This window comes from Streptomyces sp. NPDC058371 (assembly GCF_042723265.1).
GTDB lineage: Bacteria > Actinomycetota > Actinomycetes > Streptomycetales > Streptomycetaceae > Streptomyces.
Genome location: NZ_JBHXJC010000006.1, coordinates 54,120 through 79,998, shown reverse-complemented (window position 1 = coordinate 79,998; position 25,879 = coordinate 54,120). Strand labels below are relative to the sequence as shown.

Annotated in this window: 20 protein-coding genes; 16 read left to right on the top strand and 4 right to left on the bottom strand. The window is 71.9% G+C overall.

Annotated elements, in window-relative coordinates:
• The first annotated feature begins 198 nt into the window (after nt 1–198).
• Both ACFWM2_RS19975 and ACFWM2_RS19970 read left to right on the top strand, forming a co-directional pair.
• Nucleotides 199–1,644: an aldehyde dehydrogenase family protein gene (locus tag ACFWM2_RS19975; protein WP_383281985.1), complete on the top strand. Its 1,446-nt coding sequence runs from the start codon at nt 199–201 to the stop codon at nt 1,642–1,644.
• Between the two features lie 337 nt (nt 1,645–1,981).
• Complete coding sequence (locus ACFWM2_RS19970; RefSeq protein WP_383281294.1) at nt 1,982–3,919, top strand: acyl-CoA dehydrogenase family protein; 1,938 nt, start codon at nt 1,982–1,984, stop codon at nt 3,917–3,919.
• 62 nt (nt 3,920–3,981) lie between these two features.
• On the opposite strand, the gene ACFWM2_RS19965 is transcribed toward ACFWM2_RS19970, so the two are convergent.
• On the bottom strand, nt 3,982–4,431 hold the full coding sequence (locus ACFWM2_RS19965; protein WP_383281291.1) for a lamin tail domain-containing protein: 450 nt from the start codon (nt 4,429–4,431) through the stop codon (nt 3,982–3,984).
• Nucleotides 4,432–4,615: 184 nt separating this feature from the next.
• On the opposite strand from ACFWM2_RS19965, the gene dxr reads away from it, so the two are divergent.
• The 6 genes from dxr (at nt 4,616) to ACFWM2_RS19935 (ending at nt 11,944) form a co-directional block, all read left to right on the top strand.
• The gene (gene dxr / locus ACFWM2_RS19960; RefSeq protein WP_383281288.1) at nt 4,616–5,878 is read left to right on the top strand and encodes a 1-deoxy-D-xylulose-5-phosphate reductoisomerase; all 1,263 of its coding nucleotides are present in this window, start codon (nt 4,616–4,618) and stop codon (nt 5,876–5,878) included.
• Nucleotides 5,875–7,179, top strand: a complete 1,305-nt coding sequence (locus tag ACFWM2_RS19955; RefSeq protein ID WP_383281285.1) for a M50 family metallopeptidase — start codon at nt 5,875–5,877, stop codon at nt 7,177–7,179. The genes dxr and ACFWM2_RS19955 overlap by 4 nt, the downstream gene beginning before the upstream one ends.
• A gap of 162 nt (nt 7,180–7,341) precedes the next feature.
• Nucleotides 7,342–8,499: a flavodoxin-dependent (E)-4-hydroxy-3-methylbut-2-enyl-diphosphate synthase gene (gene ispG, locus ACFWM2_RS19950; RefSeq protein WP_383281282.1), complete on the top strand. Its 1,158-nt coding sequence runs from the start codon at nt 7,342–7,344 to the stop codon at nt 8,497–8,499.
• Between the two features lie 216 nt (nt 8,500–8,715).
• Nucleotides 8,716–9,564, top strand: coding sequence for a GNAT family N-acetyltransferase (locus tag ACFWM2_RS19945; RefSeq protein ID WP_383281280.1), 849 nt, complete (start codon nt 8,716–8,718; stop codon nt 9,562–9,564).
• Nucleotides 9,565–9,594: 30 nt separating this feature from the next.
• A complete protein-coding gene (locus ACFWM2_RS19940) occupies nt 9,595–10,164 on the top strand; it encodes a GNAT family N-acetyltransferase (protein WP_383281277.1) in 570 nt (189 codons plus the stop codon).
• A gap of 88 nt (nt 10,165–10,252) precedes the next feature.
• Nucleotides 10,253–11,944 (top strand): proline--tRNA ligase, encoded by a 1,692-nt coding sequence (locus tag ACFWM2_RS19935; RefSeq protein ID WP_383281274.1) that lies wholly within the window; start codon nt 10,253–10,255, stop codon nt 11,942–11,944.
• Between the two features lie 127 nt (nt 11,945–12,071).
• Here ACFWM2_RS19935 and ACFWM2_RS19930 read toward each other — a convergent pair whose 3' ends face one another.
• From ACFWM2_RS19930 to ACFWM2_RS19920, 3 genes are read right to left on the bottom strand one after another with little or no spacing between them, the layout of a single operon-like run.
• Nucleotides 12,072–12,977, bottom strand: a complete 906-nt coding sequence (locus ACFWM2_RS19930; RefSeq protein WP_383281271.1) for an aminoglycoside phosphotransferase family protein — start codon at nt 12,975–12,977, stop codon at nt 12,072–12,074.
• A 27-nt stretch (nt 12,978–13,004) separates the two neighbouring features.
• Complete coding sequence (locus ACFWM2_RS19925; protein ID WP_383281269.1) at nt 13,005–13,478, bottom strand: ferritin-like domain-containing protein; 474 nt, start codon at nt 13,476–13,478, stop codon at nt 13,005–13,007.
• Nucleotides 13,475–14,023, bottom strand: coding sequence for a hypothetical protein (locus tag ACFWM2_RS19920; protein WP_383281266.1), 549 nt, complete (start codon nt 14,021–14,023; stop codon nt 13,475–13,477). Before ACFWM2_RS19920 ends, ACFWM2_RS19925 begins: the two co-directional genes overlap by 4 nt.
• A gap of 253 nt (nt 14,024–14,276) precedes the next feature.
• Between ACFWM2_RS19920 and rimP the strand changes: the two genes are divergently transcribed.
• The 8 genes from rimP (at nt 14,277) to ACFWM2_RS19880 (ending at nt 25,877) form a co-directional block, all read left to right on the top strand.
• The gene (gene rimP, locus ACFWM2_RS19915; protein WP_383281263.1) at nt 14,277–14,783 is read left to right on the top strand and encodes a ribosome maturation factor RimP; all 507 of its coding nucleotides are present in this window, start codon (nt 14,277–14,279) and stop codon (nt 14,781–14,783) included.
• 2 nt (nt 14,784–14,785) lie between these two features.
• Nucleotides 14,786–15,796: a transcription termination factor NusA gene (nusA, locus tag ACFWM2_RS19910; RefSeq protein WP_383281260.1), complete on the top strand. Its 1,011-nt coding sequence runs from the start codon at nt 14,786–14,788 to the stop codon at nt 15,794–15,796.
• Between the two features lie 102 nt (nt 15,797–15,898).
• Nucleotides 15,899–16,192: a YlxR family protein gene (locus tag ACFWM2_RS19905; RefSeq protein WP_383281257.1), complete on the top strand. Its 294-nt coding sequence runs from the start codon at nt 15,899–15,901 to the stop codon at nt 16,190–16,192.
• Nucleotides 16,193–16,338: 146 nt separating this feature from the next.
• A complete protein-coding gene (infB, locus tag ACFWM2_RS19900; RefSeq protein WP_383281254.1) occupies nt 16,339–19,503 on the top strand; it encodes a translation initiation factor IF-2 in 3,165 nt (1,054 codons plus the stop codon).
• A 274-nt stretch (nt 19,504–19,777) separates the two neighbouring features.
• Nucleotides 19,778–20,071 (top strand): DUF503 domain-containing protein, encoded by a 294-nt coding sequence (locus ACFWM2_RS19895; protein ID WP_355793302.1) that lies wholly within the window; start codon nt 19,778–19,780, stop codon nt 20,069–20,071.
• 33 nt (nt 20,072–20,104) lie between these two features.
• Nucleotides 20,105–20,563, top strand: coding sequence for a 30S ribosome-binding factor RbfA (gene rbfA, locus ACFWM2_RS19890; protein ID WP_383281251.1), 459 nt, complete (start codon nt 20,105–20,107; stop codon nt 20,561–20,563).
• Complete coding sequence (gene truB / locus ACFWM2_RS19885; RefSeq protein WP_383281249.1) at nt 20,560–21,465, top strand: tRNA pseudouridine(55) synthase TruB; 906 nt, start codon at nt 20,560–20,562, stop codon at nt 21,463–21,465. Before rbfA ends, truB begins: the two co-directional genes overlap by 4 nt.
• Before the next feature lie 254 nt (nt 21,466–21,719).
• Complete coding sequence (locus ACFWM2_RS19880) at nt 21,720–25,877, top strand: trypsin-like peptidase domain-containing protein (protein ID WP_383281246.1); 4,158 nt, start codon at nt 21,720–21,722, stop codon at nt 25,875–25,877.
• The last annotated feature ends 2 nt before the right edge of the window (nt 25,878–25,879 follow it).

Genomic DNA, 25,879 nt, shown 5'->3' with positions numbered 1-25,879 from the left:
TACGGGACCGGGCCCCCGGGCGGCATTTTGCAGGCCCCGGGCTCGCCGAGGGCTTGGACGGGGTGGAGCGTGCGGGTGGGCGAGTCTGACGTCGTGGACAAGTGGGCGCGCCGCGTCCCGGGCCTACCGTGGGGCAGGAAACGCACAGGATCACCTCAACCTCGGAAGGGCCGGGACTCGAGAATGCCGAATGAGACCGTGGCAGCCACCCACGCCTTCTGGCTCGCCGGCCGCCAGGCCACCGGCGAGACCACCTTCGACGTCACCTCACCGTGGGACGGACGACTCGTCGCCCAGGTCAGCGTGCCGACCGAGGCCCAGGTCGAGGAAGCCGTGGCCGCCGCGTACGCCGTACGCGACGAGTTCGCCGCGACCCCGGCCCACATCCGCGCCGCCGCCCTCGACCACGTGAGCAGGCGGCTGACCGAGCGGACCGAGGAGATCGCGCAGCTCATCTCCGCCGAGAACGGCAAGCCGATCAAGTGGGCCCGCGGCGAGGTCGGCCGCGCGGTGTCCGTGTTCCGGTTCGCCGCCGAGGAGGCCCGCCGGTTCAACGGCGGCGAGGCGCAGCGCCTCGACACCGACCTGGGCGGACAGGGCCGGCTCGCGCTGACCCGCCGCTTCCCCAAGGGCGTCGTGCTGGGCATCGCCCCGTTCAACTTCCCCCTGAACCTGTGCGCCCACAAGATCGCCCCGGCGATCGCGGCCGGCGCGCCGATCATCCTGAAGCCCGCCCCCGCGACCCCGCTGTCCGGCCTCATCATCGGTGACCTGCTCGCCGAGACCGAGCTGCCGGCCGGTTCGTGGAGCATCCTCCCGGTGTCCAACGAGCGGATGCCCGCCCTGGTGCAGGACGAGCGGCTGCCCGTCATCTCCTTCACCGGTTCCGAGAAGGTCGGCTACGCGATCATGGACTCGGTCCCGCGCAAGCACTGCACCCTGGAGCTGGGTGGCAACGGCGCGGCCGTCGTGCTGGCCGACTTCGCGAGCGACGAGGACCTGGACTGGGCGGCGACCCGCATCGCCACCTTCTCCAACTACCAGGGCGGCCAGTCCTGCATCTCCGTGCAGCGGGTGATCGCCGACGCGTCCGTCTACGAGCGCCTGCTGCCGCGTATCGTCGCCGCCGTCGAGGCCCAGGTCACCGGCGACCCGACGGACGCCAAGACCGACGTCGGCCCCCTGGTCAGCGAGGACGCCGCCCAGCGCGTCGAGTCCTGGGTCGACGAGGCCGTCGAGTCCGGCGCCACGCTCCTCACCGGCGGCAAGCGCGACGGCGCCTCCTATGCGCCGACCGTCCTCGCCGACGTACCGGCCGACGCCACCCTCTCCTGCGAGGAGGTCTTCGGACCGGTCCTCACGGTGCAGAAGGTGGACGGGGAGGCGGCCGCCTTCGCCGCCGTCAACGAGTCCAAGTACGGCCTCCAGGCAGGTGTGTTCACCCACGACCTGCAGACCGCCTTCCGTGCCCACCGGGCCCTGGAGGTCGGTGGTGTCGTGGTCGGTGACGTGCCCTCCTACCGCGCCGACCAGATGCCCTACGGCGGTGTGAAGCAGTCCGGCGTCGGCCGCGAGGGTGTGCGGTTCGCGATGGACGACTACACGTACGAGCGCGTTCTCGTGCTGACGGGCCTCGCCCTCTGAAAACCCGTAGACCGACGGCCGGAGCCCACTGTGCGGGGGCTCCGGCCGTTGTCGTATGCGGGAAGCGGGCGCCGGGTGCCCGGGGTGGCGGGCTCCCCGCCCGCCCTTCCGCCGTTCCCGAAGGCGCAGGCGTGGTGGACGAGTTCGGGTCGTCGCGGCTGCGGACGGTCGAGCCGGCCCATGTGACCACGGCCGCCGGCGGCCCGGGGCGGGCGCACGTTCGGCCGAACGCTGCGCGAGGACTGGTGGGGGCGGCCCGAATCGGGTACATACGATCGGGTAGCACCGGTCGGTAACGAACAGCCCCAAGTTCCCTATTCGCGGCGAGGTGAGCCTCATGTCCGCAACACCCCCCAAGCCCACAGTCTCCGAACGTGAGGCACGCCAGGTCGCCGAGGCCGCGCGCGAACAGGACTGGCGCAAGCCGAGTTTCGCCAAGGAGCTGTTCCTCGGCCGCTTCCGGCTCGACCTGATCCACCCGCACCCCCTGCCGTCGGACGAGGCAGCCCAGCGCGGCGAGGAGTTCCTCGCCAAGCTGCGCGACTTCTGCGAGACGAAGATCGACTCGGCCCGTATCGAGCGCGAGGCACAGATCCCGGACGAGGTCGTCAACGGGCTCAAGGAGCTCGGCGCCCTCGGCATGAAGATCGACACCAAGTACGGCGGCCTGGGCCTCACGCAGGTGTACTACAACAAGGCGCTCGCCCTGGTCGGCTCCGCGAGCCCGGCGATCGGCGCCCTGCTCTCCGCCCATCAGTCGATCGGCGTACCGCAGCCGCTGAAGCTCTTCGGCACCCAGGAGCAGCGGGACACCTTCCTGCCGCGCTGCGCCCGCACCGACATCTCGGCCTTCCTGCTGACCGAGCCGGACGTGGGCTCCGACCCGGCCCGGCTCGCCACCACCGCCGTACCGGACGGGGACGACTACGTCCTCGACGGAGTGAAGCTCTGGACGACCAACGGCGTCGTCGCCGACCTGCTCGTCGTCATGGCCCGCGTGCCGAAGTCCGAGGGCCACAAGGGCGGCATCACGGCCTTCGTGGTCGAGGCGGCCTCCGAGGGCATCACGGTCGAGAACCGCAACGCCTTCATGGGCCTGCGCGGCCTGGAGAACGGGGTCACCCGCTTCCACCAGGTGCGCGTCCCCGCCGCGAACCGGATCGGCCCCGAGGGCGCGGGTCTGAAGATCGCCCTGACCACGCTGAACACCGGGCGGCTCTCGCTGCCCGCCATGTGCGTGGGCGCGGGCAAGTGGTGCCTGAAGATCGCCCGCGAGTGGTCGGCGGCGCGCGAGCAGTGGGGCAAGCCGGTGGCCTTCCACGAGGCGGTCGGCGCGAAGATCTCCTTCATCGCGGCGACGACGTTCGCCCTGGAGGCCGTCCTCGACCTGTCCTCCCAGATGGCGGACGAGAACCGCAACGACATCCGCATCGAGGCCGCCCTCGCCAAGCTGTACGGCTCCGAGATGGCCTGGCTCATGGCCGACGAGCTGGTCCAGATCCGCGGCGGCCGGGGTTTCGAGACCGCCGAGTCGCTCGCGGCCCGCGGAGAGCGCGCCGTGCCGACCGAGCAGATCCTGCGCGACCTGCGCATCAACCGCATCTTCGAGGGCTCCACGGAGATCATGCATCTGCTGATCGCCCGCGAGGCCGTGGACGCGCACCTGAAGGTCGCGGGCGACCTCATCGACCCCGAGAAGTCCCTCTCGGACAAGGCGAAGGCGGGCGCGAACGCCGGCGTCTTCTACGCCAAGTGGCTGCCGAAGCTGGTCGCGGGCGCGGGCCAACTCCCGGGCACGTACGGCGACTTCCACCCGGACGGGCATGTCGACCTGTCCGGGCACCTGCGTTTCGTCGAGCGCAGCGCCCGCAAGCTCGCCCGTTCCACCTTCTACGCCATGTCCCGCTGGCAGGGGCGCATGGAGACCAAGCAGGGCTTCCTCGGCCGGATCGTCGACATCGGCGCCGAGCTCTTCGCGATGAGCGCGGCCTGCGTACGCGCCGAACTCCTGCGCACCACGGAGGAGCACGGCCGGGAGGCCTACCAGCTCGCCGACGCCTTCTGCCGCCAGTCCCGCATCCGCGTCGACGAACTCTTCGCCCGGCTGTGGACCAACACCGACGATCTCGACCGCACCGTGGTCAAGGGCGTGCTGTCGGGCACGTACGAGTGGCTGGAGCACGGCGTGATCGACCCCTCGGGTGAAGGGCCCTGGATCGCGGACGCCACCCCCGGCGCGTCCCAGCGGAAGAACGTCCACCGTCCCATTCGCTGACGTCCCCGTCGCCCGGCCCGGGAGTTCCGGACCGGGCGACGGCGTGCGCGGCTGGACTCCGCTCAGCAGTACTTGTAGCTGCCGCTGTTCGACCAGGTGCACGAGTCGACCTTCGTGCCGTTCGCCTTGTAGAGCTTCGCCGTGTCGCCGGTGTTGTTCCACACGTACCAGCCGCGGCCCCAGTACTTGTCGTACGCGTTGTTCGTGCCGACTCCGGTGTGGACCTTCTTGCTGTGGCCCGCGCCGACCTTCACGTCACCGAACGTGTACGTGTAGCCGGTGTTGTCCTTGATCTTCCAGTTCTTCAGGGAGACCGCGGCGGAGGTGCTGTTCTTCACCCGGACCCACTCGGCGTTCAGTGAGGCGTTCGAACCGTGGTCCGAGCCGGGACTGTTGTAGTACACCTCGTAGATGAAGACGCTTCCGGCGGCGTGGGCCGGAGCGGTGCCGAGAAACGTGCCCGTCAAAGCCACCGCTCCGGCAAGCGCGGGCAGGGCAGCACGTATGCGCATGAGAACCCCCCAGAGTTACATTCCGACCAGTCGTCCACCGGCCGGTAGTGCAGTGTTGTCATGAGATATTCACCCTTTCTCCAAAAAGGGCATTTTGGCCTCACTCGGTACCCAGGAGTGTTATGAAGGGCCGGGAGTGGGATGCGCTGTCCTGCCGGGGCCGCGTTGCGGCAACAATGGGGGGATGAGCGACAGTCCAGCCCCCCTAGCTGATCCGCATCTCGTTTTCGACCCCGTGGACGGAGTCCGGGATGTCGTGATCCTCGGTTCCACCGGTTCGATCGGCACCCAGGCCATCGACCTCGTGCTGCGCAACCCCGACCGGTTCCGGGTCACCGCGCTCTCCGCCGCGGGCGGGAGGGTCGGACTGCTGGCGGAGCAGGCCCACCGGCTGCGCGTCGGCGTGGTCGCCGTCGCCCGCGAAGACGTCGTACCGGCCCTGCGCGAGGCGCTGACCGCGCGGTACGGGACGGGCGAGCCGCTCCCCGAGATCCTCGCCGGGCCCGACGCGGCCACCCGGGTGGCCGCCTCCGACTGCCACACGGTGCTCAACGGAATCACCGGCTCCATCGGCCTCGCGCCCACCCTCGCCGCCCTGGAGGCGGGCCGCACCCTCGCGCTCGCCAACAAGGAGTCGCTCATCGTCGGCGGCCCGTTGGTGAAGGCGCTGGCCAAGCCGGGCCAGATCATCCCCGTCGACTCCGAGCACGCCGCCCTCTTCCAGGCCCTCGCCGGCGGCACCCGTGCCGACGTGCGCAAACTCGTCGTCACGGCATCCGGCGGCCCCTTCCGGGGACGTACGAAGTCCGAGCTGGCGCACGTGATCCCCGAGGACGCCCTCGCCCACCCCACCTGGGCCATGGGACCGGTCATCACGGTCAACTCCGCGACCCTCGTCAACAAGGGGCTCGAAGTCATCGAGGCGCACCTCCTCTACGACATTCCCTTCGAGCGGATTGAGGTGGTGGTGCACCCGCAGTCGTATGTCCACTCGATGGTTGAGTTCACCGATGGATCGACGCTGGCCCAGGCGACGCCCCCCGACATGCGCGGGCCGATCGCCATCGGGCTCGGCTGGCCCGAGCGCGTCCCGGACGCGGCGCCCGCATTCGACTGGACCAAGGCGTCGAGCTGGGAGTTCTTCCCGCTCGACACCGACGCGTTCCCGTCCGTCGGACTCGCCCGGCACGTGGGACAGCTCGCGGGTACGGCCCCGGCGGTGTTCAATGCCGCAAACGAGGAGTGCGTGGACGCGTTCCTGAACGGCACCCTGCCGTTCAACGGGATCATGGAGACCGTCACGAGGGTGGTCGGGGAACACGGCACACCTCGTTCGGGAACTTCCCTGACCGTCGCGGACGTCCTCGAAGCGGAGACCTGGGCACGGGCCCGGGCCCGGGAACTCACCAAGACAACGGCGCAGACGACCGCGGAGGCGCGTGCATGACGACCCTGATGATGATCCTCGGCATAGTCGTCTTCGCGGTCGGCCTGCTCATCTCGATCGCCTGGCACGAGCTGGGACATCTGTCGACGGCCAAGCTCTTCGGCATCCGTGTGCCGCAGTACATGGTCGGCTTCGGGCCGACCATCTGGTCGCGCAAGAAGGGCGACACGGAGTACGGCATCAAGGCGGTCCCCCTCGGCGGCTACATCCGCATGATCGGGATGTTCCCGCCCGGCCCGGACGGCAAGATCGAGGCCCGCTCCAGCTCCCCCTTCCGCGGCATGATCGAGGACGCCAGGTCGGCCGCCTTCGAGGAGCTCAAGCCGGGCGACGAGTCCCGCCTCTTCTACACGCGCAAGCCGTGGAAGCGGGTCATCGTGATGTTCGCGGGCCCCTTCATGAACCTGATCCTGGCCGTGGCGATCTTCCTCGGCGTGATGATGACGTTCGGCGTCAACACCCAGACGACCACGGTCGGCCGGGTCTCGGACTGCGTCATCCAGCAGAGCGAGAACCGCACGAAGTGCGCGAAGGGCGACGAGGCCGCCCCCGCCAAGGCCGCCGGGCTCAAGCTCGGCGACAAGATCATCGGCTTCAACGGCAAGCCCGTCGAGGACTGGTCGGCGCTGCAGTCCGACATCCGCGCCAACCCCGGCAAGGACGTCACCCTCACCGTCGAGCGCAAGGGCCGGCAGCTCGATCTCGCCGCCCACCTGATCAAGAACCAGGTCAGCAAGACCGACGGCAACGGCGGCTACGTCGAGGGCAAGTACGTGTACGCCGGCTTCCTCGGCTTCACGCCCGCCTCCGGCATCGTCGAGCAGTCCTTCGGACAGTCCGTGGACCGCATGGGCGACATGATGCAGAACGGCGTCGAGTCGCTGATCGCGCTGCCCGGCAAGGTCCCCGCCCTGTGGGACGCGGCCTTCGGCGACGGCCCGCGCGCGGCGGACTCCCCGATGGGCGTGGTCGGCGCGGCCCGGATCGGCGGCGATGTCTTCACCCTGGACATCCCGGCGTCCCAGCAGATCGCGATGATGCTGCTGCTCGTCGCGGGCTTCAACCTCTCGCTGTTCCTGTTCAACATGCTGCCGCTGCTCCCGCTCGACGGCGGGCACATCGCCGGCGCGCTGTGGGAGTCGCTGCGGCGCAGCACGGCGCGGGTCCTGAAGCGGCCCGACCCGGGTCCCTTCGACGTGGCGAAGCTGATGCCCGTCGCGTACGTGGTGGCCGGAATCTTCGTCTGCTTCACGATTCTGGTGCTGATCGCGGACGTGGTTAACCCGGTGAAAATCAACTAGCAAGGCGCTGTTCGAGGCGGCCGGGCACCCTGGGTGCCCGGCCGCCCTCCATTGGGTGGGTTTGGGGGCGGGATGTGCTCGGGCGTTCGCCCGTGCCGTAATCTCGAAGCCTGGAGCCCACGATTCAGGGACCTTGATCCACAACTTGGGGTTGCACAGCAGATGACTGCGATTTCTCTCGGCATGCCGTCCGTTCCGACCAAGCTCGCCGAGCGCCGGAAGAGCCGGCAGATCCAGGTCGGAACGGTGGCCGTGGGTGGAGACGCACCGGTCTCGGTGCAGTCGATGACGACGACGCGTACGTCGGACATCGGCGCCACGCTGCAGCAGATCGCCGAACTGACCGCGTCCGGCTGCCAGATCGTCCGGGTCGCCTGCCCCACCCAGGACGACGCCGACGCGCTCGCCACCATCGCCCGCAAGTCGCAGATCCCCGTCATCGCGGACATCCACTTCCAGCCGAAGTACGTCTTCGCGGCGATCGACGCGGGCTGCGCGGCCGTCCGCGTGAACCCGGGCAACATCAAGCAGTTCGACGACCAGGTCAAGGAGATCGCGCGGGCCGCCAAGGACACCGGCACCCCGATCCGGATCGGCGTCAACGCGGGCTCGCTCGACAAGCGGCTGCTCCAGAAGTACGGCAAGGCGACGCCCGAGGCGCTCGTCGAATCGGCCCTGTGGGAGTGCTCGCTCTTCGAGGAGCACGACTTCCGGGACATCAAGATCTCGGTCAAGCACAACGACCCGGTGATCATGGTCAACGCCTACCGGCAGCTCGCCGCGGCCTGCGACTACCCGCTGCACCTCGGTGTGACCGAGGCGGGTCCGGCCTTCCAGGGCACGATCAAGTCGGCCGTCGCCTTCGGCGCGCTCCTCTCCGAAGGCATCGGCGACACGATCCGGGTCTCCCTGAGCGCGCCGCCGGTCGAGGAGGTCAAGGTCGGTCTGCAGATCCTGGAGTCCCTCAACCTCAAGCAGCGCGGCCTGGAGATCGTCTCCTGCCCGTCCTGCGGGCGTGCCCAGGTCGACGTCTACAAGCTGGCCGAAGAGGTCACCGCGGGCCTGACCGGCATGGAGGTCCCGCTGCGCGTCGCCGTCATGGGCTGCGTGGTGAACGGCCCGGGCGAGGCCCGCGAGGCCGACCTCGGTGTCGCCTCCGGCAACGGGAAGGGGCAGATCTTCGTCAAGGGCGAGGTCATCAAGACCGTCCCCGAGTCGAAGATCGTGGAGACCCTGATCGAGGAGGCGATGAAGCTCGCCGAGAAGATGGAGGCGGAGGGAATCGCCTCCGGCGAGCCCTCGGTGTCGGTCGCGGGCTGACCCGCTGCGGCGAGCCGGAGCGTCTGCGGCCCGCTCGCGTTCGGACCAGACCGCCGCGGCCTGCCGAAGGGGCCCGGGGCGCCCGCCCCGGGGCCGGGCGGGCGGCGGCGGAACAGGCCCCCGCAGGCTCCTGGAGCCGAGCAAACAGGACGGCGCCGCACACTCCTGACAGGTACAGTGCGGAGATCAGCAGACCGTATGGTGAGGCCCCCGCACGTGTTGACCCAGACCACCACCAGGGTCCTCGAACCGAGTGACCTGGACGCCGCGCTCGCCGTCCTCGACCGCGAGCCGGTGGCGAACGCCTTCGTGATGTCCCGGGTGCAGGTCGCGGGCCTCGACCCCTGGCGCCTCGGCGGCGAGATGTGGGGCTGGTACGAGGACGGCATGCTGACGTCCCTGTGCTACGCGGGCGCCAATCTGGTCCCCATCTGCGCCACCCCCCGCGCCGTGCGCGCGTTCGCCGACCGCGCCCGCCGGGCCGGGCGCCGCTGCTCTTCCATCGTCGGCCCCGCCGAAGCCACCACCCAGCTGTGGCGGCTGCTCGAACCGAGCTGGGGCCCCGCCCGCGACGTGCGCGGCAATCAGCCGCTGATGATCACCGACCGGCTGCCCGCCGACATCGCCCCGGATCCGTACGTCCGCCGGATGCGCAAGGACGAGATGGACACGATCATGCCGGCGTGTGTGGCGATGTTCACCGAGGAGGTCGGCGTCTCCCCGATGGCCGGCGACGGCGGGCTGCTCTACCAGGCCCGGGTCGCCGAACTCGTCGGCTCCGGACGCTCGTTCGCCCGTCTCGACCAGGACGGCAAGGTCGCCTTCAAGGCCGAGATCGGCGCCGCGACCCCCCAGGCCTGCCAGATCCAGGGCGTCTGGGTCGCCCCCGAATACCGGGGGCGGGGACTCGCCGCGCCGGGCATGGCCGCCGTCCTGCGCTACGCCCTCGCCGACGTCGCACCGGTCGCCAGTCTCTACGTCAACGACTTCAACACGGCCGCCCGGGCGACGTACCGGCGCGTGGGGTTCCGCGAGGTCGGAGCCTTCATGAGCGTGCTGTTCTGACACCCGTGAGGTGCCTGTAGTCTCCCCGGCATGCTGCGCTTTCCCGGGCAGGGTCCCCGCAACCCCGACGACGTGGTCATCGGCCCGCTGGATCTCGCCGAGCGCGTCGACGAAGCGCTCGCCGTGCAGGCCCTGGCCTTCGGGCTCGGCGCCGAGGAGATCGCCGTACGACGGCAGATCGTGCTGCGGCACCTGACCCACCCGGGAGCCCGCGCGTTCGGCGCCACCACCCCCGAAGGGCGGCTTGTCGGCTTCGTCTACGGCATGCCCAACGACCGCGCGCACTGGTGGTCCACCGTCGTCGAGCCGTATCTGCGCGCCCAGGGCCGCGACGGCTGGCTCGACGACTCCTTCGTGATCACCGAGCTGCATGTGCACCCGCACTACCAGAACCGGGGAGCCGGGCGCGGACTGATCACCACCATCACCGACGGTGCGGCGGAACCCCGCTCCATCCTCTCCGCGATCGACGCGGAGAGTCCGGCCCGCGGGCTGTACCGCTCGCTGGGATACGAGGATCTGGCGCGCCGGGTCCACTTCCCGAGCGCCCCGAAGCCGTACGCCGTGATGGGCGCCCCGCTGCCGTTGCTGCGCGGTTAGAGGGTGTCGGCGGTAACCGATTTCCACCGGCCCGTACCGCCCGGCTAACCTCCTTGGCATCACCCTTACGCAGCAGGAGTCGAGAATCATGGCCCAGGTCCAGCGCATGTCCCGTTTGATGGTCAAGACACTGCGTGACGACCCGGCGGACGCCGAGACACTCAGCCACAAGCTGCTGGTGCGTGCCGGCTATGTGCGCCGCAACGCCGCCGGCATCTGGACCTGGCTGCCGCTGGGCAAGAAGGTCCTCGACAACATCTCCCGGGTGGTCCGCGAGGAGATGGACGCGATCGGCGCCCAGGAGGTCCTGCTGCCGGCCCTCCTCCCCAAGGAGCCGTACGAGGCGTCGGCCCGCTGGGAGGAGTACGGCGACCTCCTCTTCCGCCTCAAGGACCGCAAGGGCGGCGAGTATCTGCTCGGTCCCACCCACGAGGAGATCTTCACGCTCGTGGTCAAGGACCAGTGCACGTCCTACAAGGACCTGCCGGTCATGCTCTACCAGATCCAGACGAAGTACCGGGACGAGGCGCGTCCCCGCTCGGGCGTTCTGCGCGGCCGCGAGTTCCAGATGAAGGACTCGTACTCCTTCGACACCACGGACGAGGGACTGGCCGAGTCGTACGCGCTGCACCGCGCCGCCTACCAGAAGATCTTCGCGCGCCTGGGCCTCGACTACCGCATCGTGTCGGCGGTCTCCGGCGCGATGGGCGGCTCGGCGTCCGAGGAGTTCCTGGCCCCGGCCGCCGCCGGGGAGGACACCTTCGTGGACTGCCCCGCCTGCGACTACGCGGCGAACACGGAGGCGGTCACCTTCACGCTGACGCCCGTCTCCGCGGAGCACGGCCCGGTCGAGGAGCTGGACACCCCCGACACTCCCACCATCGAGACCCTCGCCCAGCACCTCGGCGTCCCGGCCTCCGCCACGCTCAAGAACCTGCTGGTCAAGGTGGACGGCGAGATCGTCGCCGTGGGCGTCCCCGGTGACCGCGAGGTCGACCTCGGCAAGCTCGGCGAGCACCTCGCCCCGGCCGTCGTCGAGCTGGTGACGGCCGAGGACTTCGAGGGCCGCGACGACCTCGTACGCGGCTACGTCGGCCCGCAGGGCCTGGAGAAGGTCCGCTACATCGCCGACCCGCGGGTGGCCCCCGGCACGTCCTGGATCACCGGTGCCAACAAGGAGGGCAAGCACGCCCGCAACGTCGTCGCCGGCCGTGACTTCGAGGTCGACGACCACCTGGACGTCGTCGTGGTCGAGGCGGGCGACCCCTGCCCGAAGTGCGGCACCGGCCTGAGGCTGGACCGCGCCATCGAGATCGGCCACATCTTCCAGCTCGGCCGCAAGTACGCCGACACCTTCCAGCTCGACGTCCTCGGCCGGCAGGGCAAGCCGGTCCGCGTGACCATGGGCTCGTACGGCATCGGCGTCTCCCGGGCCGTGGCCGCGCTGGCCGAGCAGTCGGCGGACGAGCAGGGCCTGTGCTGGCCCAAGGAGATCGCCCCGGCCGACGTGCACGTCGTCGCCGCCGGCAAGGCCCTGCAGACCGAGCTGGCACTCGACGTCTCCGAGAAGCTGGGCGCGGCCGGCGTACGGGTGCTGGTGGACGACCGTGCGGGCGTCTCGCCGGGTGTGAAGTTCACGGACGCCGAGCTCATCGGCGTACCGAAGATCCTGGTCGCCGGCCGTCGCTCGGCCGAGGGCGTGCTGGAGCTCAAGGACCGCAGGACCGGCGAGCGCGAGGAGCTGACGGTCGACGAGGCGATCGCCCGCCTGAGCGCGTAGTCGCCGTGCCGTCGTAGGCGCCGCTCAGCTGCCTCACCCGGGGCGGAGGAGCGGCGCACGGCTCTGTCGTACGGCGGTTGCAGCCGGTCGGCAGTGCGGCGGTGACAGCCGGTCGGCCGTACGGCGGTTACAGCCAGCCGGCGAACTCCAGCAGCAGCTCCGCGTCCTGGAGGCGTCCGACCCGCCGGGCCCGTACGCCGGACTCGACCGCGCGGAACAGGGTCCAGCCCCGCAGCCGGTCCTGGTCCAGGTCGAGTGACTCGGCCAGCCGCTTCACCCGGCGCCGGGTGGTGGACGCGCCCGAGGGTGAGGCGATCAGATCCTCCACCCGGTCGCGGACCAGCCGGGCCAGGTCGAAGGCGCTCTCGCCGACCACCGGATCGGGGCCCACCGCCACCCACGGCATCCGCTCACCGGCGAGCACCTTGCTCTGCCGGAAGGTGCCGTGCAGCAGCCGCGCCTCGGGAGCGTCGGCGAGCAGTTCCTCGCGGGCCGCGAGCGCCGCGTCCACCAGCGCCACGGTCTCGCCGTCGGCGCTCGCCCGCATCGCCTCGGCCTGCCGTCCCGTCCGCTCGGCCACGGTCTCGAAGACATGACCGGCGGGCGGTTCCACCCACAGCCGACGCAGTGTCCCGGCCGCCTCCAGAAGCGCCTTCGCCTCGGGCAGCGAGCGCACCGACACCTCGGGGTGCAGCCGCTCCAGGAGCAGTACGCCCTGGGTGTCGCCCGGGTTGAGCAGCTGGACGGCGCCGAAGCCGTCCCAGTGCGCCAGCGCGGCGCGCTCGCTCTGCGGCCGGGCCCGCTCGGGCGCGAACTTCAGCACGGCGGGCGTCCCGTCGACCTGTCGCACCAGCACGACGAGGCTGCTGCGTCCACCCGGCGCCTGCACCCGCTCGACGGCCAACTCGCGTAGATCCACGGCCAGTTGAACCTGCTCGGGCAGCTTCTCCAGCCACTCGGTGACCCCGTCGATCCCGTCCTGCGGCGTCTCGCCGAGCGCCCGTACGAGGCGCTGCGGCGGTTCAAAAGCCATGCGCGAGTGATTCCCTTCCAGGTCGCGTTATGTCCCCGAGGTCGCCGACGCGGAGGGCTCGGCCGCCCGCTCGGCAAGACCAGGGAAGGCTACGCTCTCGCCCCGCCAGCGCACCGCCCGCACCGCCGCTTCCCGCAGGGCGTCCGCCGCGGCCCGCCGCCGCTCGCCCTCGGTGGCCCGCACCAGATCGCCGTAGACCCCGGCCACCCGCTCCTCCAGCTCGGCCGCGAGCCGCACCGCGGCGGCCGCGTCCGGCACGGCGAAGGGCAGCGCGTACGCGGCCGCCGCGGCGACCGGCTTGCCGCCCAGGTCACGTACGACGCGCTCCAGCTCGTCGCGGCGCGCTCGGTGCGCGTCGTACGCCGTCCGTGCCTCGGCCCGGCGCGTCTCGCGGATCCTGCCGCCGACGACGCCGTACCCGTACACCGCGGCGTGCTCCGCCCCGAGTGCGGCCTGGACGGCCTTCAGCTGCGCGCTCTTCTCCGCCTTCGGGGTGCTCACTTGCCGTCCTCCGTCAACAGGAACGCGTGGGCCGCCCCGGCCGCCGCGACCGACGCCAGCAGCCTGGCCAGTTCTCCGGGGACCTCCAGGAGCGCCTTCGCCCGCCGGTCGGCCAGTGTGCGCTCCGCCGTGGCCAGGTCGGCGAGGGCGTCCTTCTCCGTGGCCGGCACGGACGCGGAGGCGCTCGCGGACGGGGAGCCGGACACCGCGGCGATCCCGGACGCCGATGCCGACGCGGACGCCGAGGTCCGGCGCCCGGCGTCGAACGCCTCCGCATGGCGTACGACCTCCGCGCGCAGCGGCCGCAGCCGTTCGGCGAGGGACGGATGCGCGGCGATCACCGCGGCGTACCGCGCGGCGAGCGTCTCGCTGTCCCCGGCGGCACGCGCGCGTGCGCGATCGCCGGCGGACGGGCTCCCGCCGGTGGTGTCGGTGGCGGAATCGGGGGCGGAACAGCCCGCGAGCGCGACGGCGCCCGCGGCCGACGCGAGCAGGCTCCTTCGGCGCGGCCCCGACGGGGTGCGCGGCGGCAGGGTGAACGGCACGGGAGACGTCCTCGGCAGGCTCGTACGAAAGGGAGGGCGGCACGCCCGTGATCACGGTACCCGCGCGCACGCCGATCGCCCGCCAGGTGCGCCCCCGCGGTGATCCCGGAGGTGATCCTTTCGGCCACCTCGGGCGCCCGTGTACCGCATCCGGCCACGCCACGGTGGACGGCAACACCCCCCGGGACCGGATACCCTTTGACCTGACACGCGACCAACCCACAACAGCACACGCGGCCGAGGAGTCACCCGGATGAGCACCACCCAGAGCGAGAGGCTGCGAGAACTGCTGGAACCGCTCGTCAGCTCCCAGGGACTCGATCTCGAAGAGATCGAAGTGGACTCGGTCGGGCGCAAGCGGGTGCTGCGTGTCGTCGTCGACTCGGACACCGGTGCCGATCTGGACCGGATCGCCGATGTGAGCCGCGCGCTCTCGGCGAAGCTCGACGAGACGGACGCGATGGGCGAGGGCGAGTACACCCTCGAGGTCGGAACCCCCGGTGCCGAGCGCGAGCTCAAGGAGCACCGCCACTACGTACGCGCCGTCGACCGGCTCGTGAAGTTCCAGCTCGCAGAGGACGACGAACTCGTCGCCCGGATCCTTCAGGTCGACGACGACGGAATCGACGTCGAGGTGCCCGGCGTGAAGGGGCGCAAGCCCACCGCCAGGCACCTGGCCTTCACGGACATCGCCAAGGCGCGCGTCCAGGTCGAGTTCAACCGTAAGAACAACAACGAAGAGAACGCAGAGGAGGCGTAGCCGTGGACATCGACATGAGTGCCCTGCGGGGCTTGGTACGGGAGAAGGAGATCTCCTTCGACCTGCTGGTCGAGGCGATCGAGTCGGCCCTCCTCATCGCCTATCACCGCACCGAGGGAAGCCGCCGCCACGCGCGCGTGGAGCTCAACCGGGAGAGCGGTCACGTCACCGTGTGGGCGAAGGAGGACCCCGAGGACCTGGAGGAGGGGCAGGAGGCGCGCGAGTTCGACGACACCCCGAGCGGGTTCGGCCGGATCGCCGCGACCACCGCCAAGCAGGTCATCCTGCAGCGCCTGCGGGACGCCGAGGACGACGCGACACTCGGCGAGTACGCCGGGCGTGAGGGCGACATCGTCACGGGCGTGGTCCAGCAGGGCCGCGACCCGAAGAACGTGATGGTCGACATCGGCAAGATGGAGGCCATCCTGCCGGTGCAGGAGCAGGTCCCCGGCGAGACGTACCAGCACGGCCTGCGGCTGCGCTCGTACGTCGTACGGGTGGCCAAGGGTGTCCGCGGTCCGTCCGTGACCCTCTCCCGCACGCACCCCAACCTGGTGAAGAAGCTCTTCGCCCTGGAGGTCCCGGAGATCGCCGACGGGTCCGTCGAGATCTCCGCCATCGCCCGCGAGGCCGGCCACCGCACGAAGATCGCCGTCCGCTCCACGCGCTCCGGGCTCAACGCCAAGGGCGCCTGCATCGGTCCCATGGGCGGCCGGGTGCGCAATGTCATGGCCGAGCTGAACGGCGAGAAGATCGACATCGTCGACTGGTCGGACGACCCTGCCGAGATGGTGGCGAACGCGCTGTCCCCGGCCCGGGTCTCCAAGGTCGAGGTCGTCGACCTCGCCGCCCGCTCCGCGCGGGTGACCGTTCCCGACTACCAGCTGTCGCTCGCCATCGGCAAGGAGGGGCAGAACGCGCGACTCGCGGCCCGTCTGACCGGCTGGCGCATCGACATCCGCCCGGACACCGAGCAGCCGTCCGAGCAGGACGCTGACCGGGCCGGGGAATAGATCCAGGCCGCGAGTGGCTTAGATCACGACAGTTTTATGCGCGGCAACTGTTCGATTCTTGCCCCAAAGGGGTGAGGTCGCCGCGGGGAGGTAGACTTAAGCGTGTCTGGCCGGACGCATGCCCGCGCATGCCCTGAGCGCACTTGTGTGGGGTGCCGGGAGCGAGCGGCCAAGGACGATCTGCTGCGCATCGTGGCGATGGAGGGCGAATGCGCCCCCGATCCTCGCGGTACGCTGCCCGGCCGGGGTGCGTATGTACACCCGGCCCTGGTCTGTCTCGACCTGGCGGTCCGCCGCCGGGCGTTCCCACGGGCGCTGCGTGCCCAGGGACCGCTCGACACGAAAGCGTTGCGCCGAGTGGTCGAGCAGACGGTTGCCCAGCAGGCAACACCGTAAGACGTGTCGTACGGAACCCCGTGCGGCCCTGGTACCCCGCGAGTTGGAAGTAGGTCGAGATTGCGATGAGCACTCGATGAGCACGCGATGAGTACGCCCATGAAGTAGCGACGGTCCGGACGCAACCCGGACCTAAAAGGAGCGAAGTGGCTAAGGTCCGGGTATACGAACTCGCCAAGGAGTTCGGGGTGGAGAGCAAGGTCGTCATGGCCAAGCTCCAAGAACTCGGTGAATTTGTCCGTTCGGCGTCCTCGACGATCGAGGCGCCCGTAGTACGCAAGCTGACCGACGCTTTCCAGCAGGGCAGCAACGGCGGCGGCAAGCCCGCCGCGCGCAAGTCCTCGCCGGCGCGTCCGGCAGCCCCCTCTCCGGCGCAGGCAGCCCGTCCGGCCGCCCCGCGCCCGCCGGCCCCGAAGCCGGCCGCGGCCGAGACGCCCTCCGCGGCTCCGGTCACCCCGGCTGTTCCGGGTTCACGTCCGACCCCGGGCCCCAAGCCCGCGCCGAAGCCCGCTCCGGCGTCTCCGGCTCCGGCGGCGCCCGAGTTCACCGCGCCCCCGTCGGCTCCCGAGGCTCCCGAGGCTCCCGCAGCCTCTGCGGCTCCGGCCGCCGGCTCCCGCCCGGGTGCCCGTCCCGGCGCACCGAAGCCCGGTGTCCGTCCGGCCGGTCCTGCCCAGGGCGGTCAGACCGGCCAGGGCCGTGGCGACCGCGACAACCGCGGTGACCGCGGTGACCGTCAGGGCGCTGCGCGTCCCGGTGGCCAGGCTCCGCGCCCCGGTGCTCGTCCGGCCGGTCCGCGTCCGGGCAACAACCCCTTCACCTCTGGTGGCTCCACCGGCATGGCGCGCCCGCAGGCGCCCCGTCCGGGCGGCGCCCCGCGTCCCGGTGGCGACCGTCCCGGTGCTCCGCGTCCGCAGGGCGCCGGCCAGGACCGTGGTCCGCGTCCCCAGGGTGGTCCCGGCGGCGCTCCGCGTCCGCAGGGTGGCCCCGGTGGCGCTCGTCCGAGTCCGGGCGGCATGCCTCGTCCGCAGGGTGGCGCTCCGCGTCCCGGCGGCGGCCCCGGTGGTAACCGTCCGAACCCCGGCATGATGCCGCAGCGTCCCGCTGCGGGCACCCCGCGTCCCGGTGGCGGTGGCCCCGGCGGCCGCGGTCCCGGCGGCGGTGGTCGTCCCGGCGGTGCCGGTGGCGGCGGCGGTCGTCCCGGTGGCGGCGGCTTCGCCGGTCGTCCGGGTGGTCCCGGTGGCGGTGGCGGCGGCTTCGCCGGTCGTCCGGGTGGTCCCGGTGGCGGTGGCGGCGGCTTCGCCGGTCGTCCCGGTGGTCCCGGCGGTGGCGGCGGTGGCCGTCCCGGCTTCGGCGGTCGTCCCGGTGGTCCCGGTGGCCGTGGTGGCACGCAGGGCGCCTTCGGTCGTCCCGGTGGTCCCGCGCGTCGTGGTCGCAAGTCGAAGCGGCAGAGGCGCCAGGAGTACGAGGCCATGCAGGCCCCGTCGGTCGGCGGCGTCATGCTGCCTCGCGGCAACGGACAGTCCGTCCGCCTGTCGCGCGGTGCCTCGCTCACCGACTTCGCCGAGAAGATCAACGCCAACCCGGCGTCGCTCGTCGGCGTGATGATGAACCTCGGCGAGATGGTCACTGCCACGCAGTCCGTCTCCGACGAGACGCTGAAGCTCCTCGCGGACGAGATGAACTTCGTCCTCGAGATCGTCAGCCCCGAGGAGGAGGACCGCGAGCTGCTCGAGTCCTTCGACATCGAGTTCGGCGAGGACGAGGGTGGCGAGGAGTTCCTCGTCGCGCGTCCGCCGGTCGTGACCGTCATGGGTCACGTCGACCACGGTAAGACCCGCCTGCTCGACACCATCCGCAAGACGAACGTCGTCGCGGGCGAGGCCGGTGGCATCACCCAGCACATCGGTGCCTACCAGGTCGCGACCGTCGTCAACGAAGAAGAGCGTCGCATCACCTTCATCGACACCCCGGGTCACGAGGCGTTCACCGCCATGCGTGCTCGTGGTGCCAAGTCGACCGACATCGCGATCCTCGTGGTGGCGGCCAACGACGGTGTGATGCCCCAGACGATCGAGGCGCTGAACCACGCCAAGGCGGCCGGTGTGCCGATCGTGGTCGCGGTCAACAAGATCGACGTCGAAGGTGCCGACCCGACGAAGGTGCGCGGTCAGCTCACCGAGTTCGGTCTGGTGGCCGAGGAGTACGGCGGCGACACGATGTTCGTCGACATCTCCGCCAAGCAGGGCCTCAACATCGAGAACCTGCTGGAGGCCGTGGTCCTCACCGCGGACGCCTCGCTCGACCTGCGGGCCAACCCGGAGCAGGACGCGCAGGGTATTGCGATCGAGTCCCACCTCGACCGCGGCCGCGGCGCCGTCGCGACCGTCCTGGTCCAGCGAGGCACCCTGCGGGTCGGCGACACCATGGTGGTCGGCGACGCGTACGGCCGTGTCCGCGCGATGCTCGACGACAAGGGCGAGAACGTGGAAGAGGCGGGTCCCTCGACTCCGGTCCTCGTCCTCGGTCTCACCAACGTCCCGGGCGCCGGCGACAACTTCCTGGTTGTCGACGAGGACCGCACGGCGCGTCAGATCGCCGAGAAGCGCGCGGCGCGTGAGCGCAACGCCAACTTCGCCCGGCGTGGAGTCCGGTTCTCCCTGGAGAACCTGGACGAGGCGCTCAAGGCCGGTCTGGTGCAGGAACTCAACCTCATCATCAAGGGCGACGCGTCCGGTTCGGTGGAGGCTCTCGAGTCCTCGCTGCTCCAGCTCGACGTCGGCGAAGAGGTCGACATCCGCGTCCTGCACCGCGGTGTGGGTGCGGTCACCGAGTCGGACATCGACCTGGCGACCGGCTCCGACGCCATCGTCATCGGCTTCAACGTCCGCGCTGCGGGCCGCGCGGCGCAGATGGCGGAGCGCGAGGGCGTCGACGTCCGGTACTACTCGGTGATCTACCAGGCCATCGAGGAGATCGAGGCGGCCCTCAAGGGCATGCTCAAGCCGGAGTACGAGGAGGTCGAGCTCGGCACGGCGGAGATCCGCGAGGTCTTCAAGTCGTCCAAGCTGGGCAACATCGCCGGTGTCCTGGTCCGCTCGGGCGAGGTCAAGCGCAACACCAAGGCGCGCCTCGTCCGCGACGGCAAGGTCATCGCGGAGAGCCTCAACATCTCCGGGCTGCGTCGCTTCAAGGACGACGTCACCGAGATCCGCGAAGGGTTCGAGGGCGGTATCAACCTCGGCAACTTCAACGACATCAAGGTCGACGACGTCATCGCGACGTACGAGATGCGGGAGAAGCCGCGCTCGTAAGGTGATGGTGTGAGCTGGCCGGGGTGACTCAGTCACCCCGGCCAGCTCGCCGTCTTTTAGGGGCGCGGGGACTGCGCGACACGCCCCCACCGGCCGACAGCCGGAGAACAACCGAGGGGTCTGGGGCACAGCCCCGGAAAGACGGGACGGGCAGGGGCGGCGGGGGTGAAAACCCCGTCGAGCGAGCCGGAGGTTCGTTGTACGGTTCTGATGTCCCCGCCAAGCATTTGGCTGGGCCATCTACCCCGTACCGGCGGGACATCCGGATACACATATGTACGTGGGGACACTGTCCTTCGATCTGCTCCTCGGCGACGTCCACTCGCTGAAGGAGAAGCGCTCTCTCGTCCGGCCGATCGTCGCCGAACTTCAGCGGAAGTACCCGGTGAGCGTGGCGGAGACGGGCAACCAGGACCTTCACCGCAGGGCCGAGATCGGCCTGGCGGTGGTCTCCGGAGACACCGAGCACCTCACCGACGTCCTGGACCGGTGCGAACGGCTCGTGGCGGCGCGACCGGAGGTGGACCTGCTCTCGGTGCGACGCAGGCTCCACAAAGACGAAGACTGACGGAACAAGCAAGGCGAAGAAGGAGACGGACCAGTGGCCGACAACGCGCGGGCGAAAAGGCTGGCGGACCTCATCCGAGAGGTGGTGGCCAAGAAGCTGCAGCGCGGGATCAAGGATCCGCGGCTCGGCACCCACGTCACCATCACGGACACCCGGGTCACGGGTGATCTGCGGGAGGCGACCGTCTTCTACACGGTGTACGGGGACGACCAGGTGCGGGCGGAGGCCGCCGCGGGCCTGGAGAGCGCCAAGGGCGTGCTCCGCTCCGCGGTCGGTGCGGCGGCGGGCGTGAAGTTCACGCCGACGCTGACGTTCGTCGCGGACGCCCTGCCGGACACCGCCAAGACCATCGAGGACCTGCTCGACAAGGCACGGGCCTCGGACGAGAAGGTGCGGGAGGTCTCCTCCGGCGCGAAGTACGCCGGTGACGCGGACCCGTACAAGAAGCCGGGCGAGGACGACGAGCACGACGAGGACGACGCCGCGGAATGACGCAGAAGCCCACGACGCCCGACGGGCTTGTCATTGTCGACAAGCCGTCGGGCTTCACCTCGCACGACGTGGTCGCCAAGATGCGCGGCATCGCCAGGACCCGCCGCGTCGGCCATGCCGGCACCCTCGACCCCATGGCCACGGGCGTGCTCGTCCTCGGGGTCGAGAAGGCGACCAAGCTCCTCGGGCACCTCGCCCTCACCGAGAAGGAGTACCTGGGGACCGTCCGGCTCGGGCAGAACACCCTGACGGACGACGCCGAGGGTGACATCACCTCGTCCGCGGACGCGTCCGGCATCAAGCGCGATGCCGTCGACGCCGGGATCGCCAAGCTGACCGGCGACATCATGCAGGTACCGTCCAAGGTCAGCGCCATCAAGATCGACGGCGTGCGCTCCTACAAGCGGGCGCGCGAGGGCGAGGACTTCGAGATCCCGGCCCGCCCGGTGAGGATCTCCTCGTTCGCGGTGTACGACGTGAGGGACGCGGTGGCCGAGGACGGCACGCCGGTGCTCGACCTGGTCGTGTCGGTGGTCTGCTCGTCCGGCACCTACATTCGGGCGCTCGCCCGTGACCTGGGCGCGGACCTCGGAGTGGGCGGCCATCTGACCGCTCTGCGCCGCACCCGCGTCGGTCCGTACAAGCTCGATGCGGCGAAGACCCTCGACCAGCTCCAGGAGGAGCTGACCGTGATGCCCATCGCCGAGGCCGCCACCGCCGCGTTCCCCCGCTGGGACGTGGACGACAGGCGGGCCCGGCTGCTGCTCAACGGCGTACGGCTGGAGATCCCCGAGGAGTACGCCGGGGCCGGCGCCGTGGCCGTCTACGACCCGTCGGGGCGGTTCCTGGCGCTGGTGGAGGAGCAGAAGGGTAAGGCGAAGAGCCTCGCGGTGTTCGGCTGACGGCCTGAACGCCGTTGCCGTCGGTGCGTTGTCCGTGGAGCGGCGATCACGGGGTTGTTTCCTGGTCGCCGCTCCACGGCCCCCCTCGGTTCCCCCACCCAAGGTGTATCCATCCGTCCTCGGCTATTCACCCCATCGGGCAGGCGCTCGGAGTGAACCGAGGGAGCGGAAGGGGGCGCGTTCGCGACGCGATCTGTCCCGCTGATCAGTGCGTGCCTACCGTCGGAAGCAGGCGCACGGCGGGGAGGTCGACCATGGCGGGACGGGACCCGCGGCCCGGAGGCCGGCAGACACCGGACCCGGCCCGGGAAGCGGCGTGGGACGCGGCCTTGGTGCATGTCCAGGACCTGGCGGGACGCCCGCGCGGCACGGGATTCGTCGCCGACCACCACGGGACCCTCGTCACCAGTCACGAGGCGGTCGACGGCCTGGCCCGGCTGGTCCTGCACGCTTCCGGGGGTCGCACCCGCGTGGTGAGCGCCGAGGACGTCACCGCGCTGCCCGAGGTGGACCTGGCACTCGTACGCACCGAAGGCCTCGGCGTGGACCCGCTCCCCGTCACCGTGCGGGACCACGTCGGGACCGGTGCGTACGTCCGGATCGCCGCGGGCGGTCTCCGGGAGGCCCGGGTGCTCGGCGCGACGGCCGTGACGTACGCGGCGACCGACCGCTTCCATCTCCTCGACGGGGCACTGGAGTTGGCGATCGGCACGGCGGGCGCGGATGCGCTGCGGCTGGGCGGAGGGGCGGCCGGGGGACCGGTCGTCGACATCGCGACGGGGGCGGTGGTGGCGGTCCTCGGCACCGCGCTGCAGGCCGGGCACCGGGCGGCGGGCCTGGCGGTCCCCCTGCGCGGAGCCGCGCGAGAGGCCGGCGGCCCGCTCGCCGAGCTGCTGGACCGCAACGCCGCGACGGTGGCGGCCTATGGCGCGGATCTGAATCCTGCGGGAGTCCTGGAGCTCACCGCTACGTCGGTGGGGTCGAACGGGCCGGTGGCCGGAGGCGATGCGGGTCCGGCCGACGTGCTCCCGGGTTCCGGCGCCTCGCCCATCGGTTCCACGGTGGTCGAACGAGCCGACGTGATCAGGGAGTTCGCCGCGTTCGAGGCGGGCTCGGCCGCCGTCCTCGGGCTCGTCGGTCCGCCCGGCAGCGGTCGTACGACGGAACTGGCCGCGCTTGCCGCGCGCCGCGCCCGGGGGCCGGCACCCGCCCCCACCCTGTGGCTGCGCGGCGCCGACCTCCTGGCCTCGGACGTCTCCGTGGCCGACGCGGCGGCGCGGGCGCTGGAGCGGGCCGGGCGGATCGTGGCGTCTTCGGGGGCGGGAGCCGCCGGCCAGGGCGGCGGTCACCCCGGGTTCGCCGCCGACGCGTGGGGGCTAGGCGACGGACGGCTCAGCCGTTCCGCCGCCTCGGACGTGCTGCCGCCCGGCGGTTACGAGGGTGAGCTCGGCGACATCGGCCCCGACCGGCTGGCCTCGCTCGCGCACCTCGCCGGACGCCCCCTGCTGCTGCTCCTCGACGGCCCCGAGGAGATGCCTCCGGTCCTCGCCCACCGGCTGCCCGAGTGGACCGCCGGGACGGCCGCGTGGCTGCGTGAGGCGGGCGCGCGACTGGTGGTGGCGTGCCGGGCGGAGTACTGGGAGCAGGCGGGGGCGCACGTCCCGCGGGAGCTGCTGCACGGTGAGCGGGGGCTCGTCGGGCGGGCGTGGTCGCGCGCTGAGCGAGGGCTGGTCGGCCAAGGGCTGCCGCACGGCGCGCGGGGCCCCGGCGGCCGGGGGTCCCTGGACGGTGAGCGGGGAGTCGGGGGCGACCGGCTGCCGCACTGTGTCCGGCTCGGTGACCTGGGGGAGGAGGCGGCCCGGGAGGCCCGCTCACGCTACGGGATCCCGGACGGCGTTCTCCCGGACGCCGACGCACGCCACCCGCTGACCCTGCGCCTGCTGTCCGAGGTCCGCGCGGCCCTGCCGGACGGGGCGCTGGGCGAGGCCGCCGGCCCGGCCTGCCGGGACGAGGTGTTCGCCGCCCACCTGGATCTGATGTGCCTGCGGATCGCGGTCCGGCTGGCGGCGGCGAACGGGCTGCGGGGTGCGGCCGTACGGCGGCTCGCGGCGCGGGTCTCCGGGCAGGTGCACGAGGCCGCCCGGCGCTGTCTGGGCCCCGGGCAGGGGGAGTTGGACCGGGCGTCCTTCGAGTCCGTGTTCCCGTGGGGGCCGGCGCCGGGACGCCGGCTGGGCGCCACCCCCGGCTGGGCCTCCGCCGTGCTCACGGAGGGTCTCCTCGTGCCCGCGGGCAACGGCTACCGCTTCGCCCACGAGGAGCTCGCCGACTGGATCCAGGGCATGCACCTCGACCTGGACGCGGCACTGCACGCCTTGGTGCACCGCGGCCGTGACGTGACGGACGAGGGTCCGCTCCCGTCCCCGCGGGCGACGGCCGCCGCCCGCCGACGGGCCCGCGCCGCCCGCCAGGCCCGGCCCGCCGGCCAGGCGCACCACATGCTCCCCGTCCCGCGCCACCGCATCGGCCCGGTCGCCGAGGCACTGCTCCTGCTGGCCCGGCAGCACGGCACCGCCGAACTCGCCCTCCGCCTTGAGGACCTGGTCGACGCCCTGGACGCTCTGGTGCCCACCGGAGCCGATCCGGGCGGCGACTCCGTCTGGTGGGCCGCCCGCCTCCTCGGCGAGGTTCTGCCGCGCGTGCCCGACGCGACTCCGTACGCCGGGGTGCTGCGGCTGCTGGCCGGGCGCATCGTGCGGTGGCGGCAGCAAGGGCGGGTCGTACCGGGGGAGTTCGGGCCATGGTTCTGGGAGACGGTACGGCTGCCGGAGGCGGAGCGGTTCGACCTGCTGCGGCGTCTGGTCGTCGCGGACGAGGCGCCCGGCTCCGACGTGCGGGGCGCCGCTTCCGCGGGCGCGGGGAGCGAAGCGCGCACGGAGGCCGGGCGGGGGAGTCCTCCGGACGCGGCAGGGGAGCCGTCGTCTGCGGGCGGCGGGGCGTCCCGGGGGCTCGACGTGGTGCCGGAGCAGCGCGGCGGTGATCCCCGTGGCGGCGACGAAGCCGTACGACGCCCCCGAGGGACTCCTGCCGACGACTCGGGAGACACGGGGCGCGCGCTCGACCGGGAGGCTCCCGAGGCGGGGGCCACTGTGCGTCACGTCCCCGAGGCCGGGCCACCGGCCACGGAGCCGCGTGACACCCCCCGCTACCTGGACGCCGTCGCCCGTCTCCTCGTCGCCGACCCCACCGCCGTACAACCGCATCTCACCCGCTGGTTCGACGACGAGCGGCCGTTGCCCGCGACGCCCGACGCGACCGTGGCGGCCGCGGCGCAGGCGCTGCTGTACGCGCACCGGCGGCGGGCGCTCGACGATCTGGCGGAGGCGCTGGTCGGCTCCGCGCACCGGCGCGGGGACGAGCTGCTTGCCGTCCTCGCGGAGGAGGAGCCGTCGGCCGTGTGCCGGGCGGTCGACCGGTGGGCGCACGACGAGCGGCCGGCCCGGCGCGTGGCGGCCATGACGTACGGGCTGCGCGCCGCGCCCCACGTGCGCACCGAGGCCGACCGTGAGCTGCTGCGCTACGCGGCCCTCGCCCTGCTCGCCCGCCCCGCCGACTGCACCCTGCACGGCGCCGCCCTGGCCCTGCTGGTACGCGACCCCGAGACCCGGGCGCGGTACCTCCCGCGGACGCTGGAGCGCTTCGTCACCGGTGACCCGCAGCTGCCCGCGAGCGCGCTCGTCGCCGCGCTCGCGACGCATCCGGAGCCGGTCCTCGCCGCCTTCCGGACGCGCCTGCGGCAGCCCGGCCCGGACGCCGGGGACACCCTGCGCACCCTGGCGGACGTCACCACGCCCGACCTCGCCCGCCGCGTCGCCCTGCTCGTGCGGCAGGTCGTCGAGCTGCGTCCCGAGGCGGCCGGGCACGTGGCCGCGTACGTCGACCGGCGCCTGGAACACGGGCCGGGCGCCCGCGCCGTCCTGCTCCCGCTGGTGACCGGCCTGCTGGACGGCGGCCCGCTCCCGGCCCGGACGGCGCTCGCGCCCGTCCTCGCGGTCCGCGGCAGCCGGCGCTCCCGTGCGCTCCGGCACGAACTGCGGGAACTGCTGCTCACGCACGAGCGGGACCCGGCCGTCCTCGACGCCCTGCTGAGTGCCGCCGCGGCCGGCGCGGCCCACGGCGGCGACACGGAAGACGCCCGGGAGCTGGTCCGCCGAACCGGCCTGCTCCTCGTCCGCACCCCGGCCGGCGCCACCCGTTTCGACCGCGGTCTTGTCGACCTCGCGCGCGAGCTGCCGGGCTTCGCCGCGCTGCTCGCGGGCTGGCTCACGGACGCCCCGCAGGACTGGTCGGCGGTGGTCGGCCCCAGTGCGCGCCGGATGATCGAGAACCTGGCGGGGGTACGGGTCCCCGCCTGACC